A 3,682-nucleotide genomic window follows, 5' to 3' on the forward strand; every position below is an offset into this window, starting at 1 on the left:
GTCGACGGCAAGGCGCATGTTTCCGGCGAGCGCTCGACGCCGCTGCTCAACAAGACTGTTCCCGCTCTGTTTTCCGACACCGCCAGTAAATACGCCACGCTCGATGCTGCGGTCTTCGTCGACCAGGACAAGCGCTTCACCTGGAGCGAACTGTCGGACACGGTCGATGCGCTGGCCGCCGGCTTCCTGGCGCTGGGCCTTGAAAAGGGCGATCGCGTCGGCATCTGGTCGCCCAACCGATGGGAATGGCTGGTGACGCAATTCGCCACCGCGCGCATCGGCCTGATCCTGGTCAACATCAACCCGGCCTATCGGCTGACCGAACTCGACTATGCCTTGAACAAGGTCGGCTGCAAGGCGCTTGTGACCGCGGTCAAGTTCAAGACCTCCGACTATCTCGGCATGATCGAGACGCTGGCGCCGGAGCTCGCGACAGCCACCCCCGGCAAGCTTAAGGCAAAGCAGCTGCCGGCGCTGAAGATCGTCATCCGCATGGGTGAGGACAACTCACCCGGCATGTTCAATTTCGCCGATGTGCTGGCCATGGCCGGGCGCGACGAGCATGACAGCCTCGACCGCATCTCGGAGGGGCTGAAGCCCGGCGACGCCATCAACATCCAGTTCACGTCAGGTACGACAGGGGCACCCAAGGGCGCGACGCTGAMCCACAACAACATCGTCAACAACGGCAATTTCGTCACCTCGGCGATTAAGCTGACCGTCGACGACCGGCTGTGCATCCCGGTGCCGCTCTATCACTGCTTCGGCATGTCGATGGGCACCATGGGCTGCGTGTCGAAGGGCTCGACCATGGTTTTCCCGGGCGAGGGGTTCGATGCCGGCGCCACGCTGAAAGCGGTGGCGAATGAGCGCTGCACCGGGCTTTATGGCGTGCCGACCATGTTCGTCGCGCTGCTCGATCATCCGGACTTCCAGTCCTTCGATCTCTCCAGCCTGCGCACCGGCATCATGGCCGGCTCGCCATGCCCGATCGAGGTGATGAAGAAAGTGGTGTCGCTGATGCATATGTCAGAAGTGACGATCGCCTACGGCATGACCGAGACAAGTCCGGTGTCGTTCCAGAGCGGCGTCGACGACCCGCTGGAAAAACGCGTCTCGACGGTCGGCCGCATCCACCCCCATGTCGAGGTCAAGGCGGTCGATGCCGACGGCGCCACCGTCGCCGTCGGTGCGCCGGGCGAACTGTGCACGCGCGGCTATTCGGTGATGAAGGGCTATTGGGACGACATCGAGAAGACCCGCGAGGCGATCGACACCGATGGCTGGATGCACACCGGCGATCTCGCCACCATCGATGCCGAGGGCTATTGCAACATTGTCGGCCGGGTCAAGGACATGGTCATCCGCGGCGGCGAGAACGTCTATCCGCGCGAGGTCGAGGAATTCCTCTACCGCCATCCCAAGGTCAGGGAAGTGCAGGTGTTCGGCATTCCAGACCCAAAATATGGCGAGGAGCTGTGCGCCTGGATCGTGCTCAAGCCAGGCCAGATCGCCACCGAACAGGAGATCAAGGCCTTCTGCGCCGGCCAGATCGCCCACTACAAGATCCCGCGCCACATCCGCTTCCGCACCGAACTGCCGATGACGGTGACCGGCAAACCGCAGAAGTTTCTGATGCGCGAGGCGATGGTCAAGGAACTGGGATTGGTGACGCAGAAGACGGCTTAAGGGGAGCAGCGCTTCGATTTTGAATGCAGCCAAGGTCGCGATCCCGCGGCATCGTTTGGAGCCGCGGGCTGACGTTGTTTGTGAGGGTCGAATGGGGGTCTGCCGGACATTGGCGAAGGTGCTCCCCATGGGTTTTCAGCAAGTTTCGCAGGCGCATGGGGGCTTGAATGAGTGTTTTCYAACGATCGGTCACCTCTTATGCGATGCCCTTGGCCGCCTTGATGATGGCTGTCGCAGTCAGGGCAAGCGGGCTGTCGGTGGATGAAGGTTCGCTGGGCGTCAGGATCCTTGTCGGAGGGCTTTCGAGTGCCATTATGTTCACCACCATTTTCGTGGTGCTCGACCATGCAGAGGCGGTGGCTCGGCGTGTAGGAGAACCCTACGGCACGTTGGTACTGACTTTTGCCGTGACGGCAATCGAAGTGTCGATCATCGTTTCCATGATGCTGCATGGAGAGAACAACCCCACGCTTGCACGTGAGTCCGTCTTTTCAACGATGATGATTACATCTACCGGCGTTGTCGGCATGTGTCTCGCGCTTGGCGGCTGGCGTCATCGCAAGCAGGCAATTGTTCGACAAGGGACCAGCRCATATTTGGCGGTTCTGGCCGCACTGACCGTCATGACGCTTATTTTGCCAACCTACACACAAACTACGGGCCCTGGCACATTTTCAGCTGCTCAACTAGGCTTCGTAGCCGTGCTTTCAGTGCTGCTCTATGCAAGTTTTGTGTTCGCTCAGACTGTCCGGCACCGAGACGACTTCGTCCAAGGGCAAGAACACGACGCTTCGATGCGGACCGCCCCTCACGAAAGCATCGCTGTCAGCACTTTGCTCCTGTTGATCGGGCTGATTGGAATTGTCATGCTCGCCGAGCAAGTCGCCGCAGGTGTTGAAGATACGCTCGTTGCCTACCAGGTGACCCAGTCCGACAGTATTGTGGGAGCATTGATCGCCGGGTTGGTTTTGATGCCGGAGGCCATTTCGGCGGTTCGCGCTTCACTTCACAATGAGCTGCAACGCGGCTTGAATGTTGCGATGGGTTCCGCATGCGCTACAATTGGTTTGACAATACCTGCGGTCGCAGCCGCCAGCCTGCTGACGGGGAGAGGATTAACCCTTGGGCTTCCATCGACTGATGCAGTACTTCTAGTTTTAGCACTCTTCATATGCAACGTGAGTTTTAGTACCGAAAGAACAACATTCCTGACTGGCATGGTCCATATCGTGGTATTTTTTACGTATATATTTCTTATATTTATACCATGACCGGTTTGCGCCCAGATCCGCGGTTGTCTGTGATTTAGGAATTCGGAATCGGAGGCTGCGCGCTGATGTTGGACAATTACGAGGTGGACGAGTTTGGCGTGATCCACCAGATCGACTTCACCCCGATCAAATACGACAAGCAATACATTTCCTATTACGAGGACCTGAGTGACCGGACCATCAAGCTCGGGTATCAGCGACTTGGCTGGGTGCTTGGAATCACCGGCGAGATTCCCCGGTCCGTGTTGGAGATTGGATATGGCACGGGCACATTCGTCGAGGCCGCGAAAATAACCGGAGTGTCCGACTGCGCCGGCTGCGACATCGCCAAGTTTCCGCTGCCCAAGGGCGTCCGCTTTGTCGATTGGGATGAGGCGCTCGCCAGCTCGTGGGATCTCGTCGCCATGTTCGACGTGCTGGAGCACATCCCGGATCTGGGTTTCCTCGCCCGCCTTCAGGCCCGCTATCTGGCCGTCGCCGTCCCTTATTGCCGCTGGCGCGAGCTCGGCGCCGACGGCGACGCGTGGTTCCACACGTGGCGCATGCGTCTCCCCAACGAGCACCTGCACCACTTCGACCGTGACTCGCTGGTGGCACTCCTCGCACACAGCGGCTTCGAGTGCGTGACACTGAACTGCTTCGAGGACGGAATCAGACTGCGGTCCGGCGAAGCGGGTCCGAAATATTCTGTCCGGCTTCTTTAGAAAGCTATAGGCGAGTTC

The 3,682-nt window shown here is 59.3% G+C and carries 3 protein-coding genes; all 3 read left to right on the forward strand.

Annotation, left to right across the window (positions count from 1 at the left end; translation table 11 throughout):
• Window positions 1-1,689, forward strand: a 1,689-nt coding sequence (locus ACXJ7R_RS27320) for an AMP-binding protein (RefSeq protein ID WP_457154538.1), incomplete at its 5' end; no start/stop codon positions are given.
• Window positions 1,690-1,856: 167 nt separating this feature from the next.
• A complete protein-coding gene (locus tag ACXJ7R_RS27325) occupies window positions 1,857-2,960 on the forward strand; it encodes a calcium:proton antiporter (RefSeq protein WP_457154539.1) in 1,104 nt (367 codons plus the stop codon).
• Between the two features lie 65 nt (window positions 2,961-3,025).
• Window positions 3,026-3,664: a class I SAM-dependent methyltransferase gene (locus ACXJ7R_RS27330; protein WP_457154540.1), complete on the forward strand. Its 639-nt coding sequence runs from the start codon at window positions 3,026-3,028 to the stop codon at window positions 3,662-3,664.
• The last annotated feature ends 18 nt before the right edge of the window (window positions 3,665-3,682 follow it).

The organism is Mesorhizobium sp. P5_C1 (assembly GCF_054049815.1).

Bases quoted from the DNA above. Each gene is read 5' to 3' on its own strand.
- ACXJ7R_RS27330 (WP_457154540.1), top strand. From the start codon at position 3,026: ATGTTGGACAATTACGAGGTGGACGAGTTTGGCGTGATCCACCAGATC.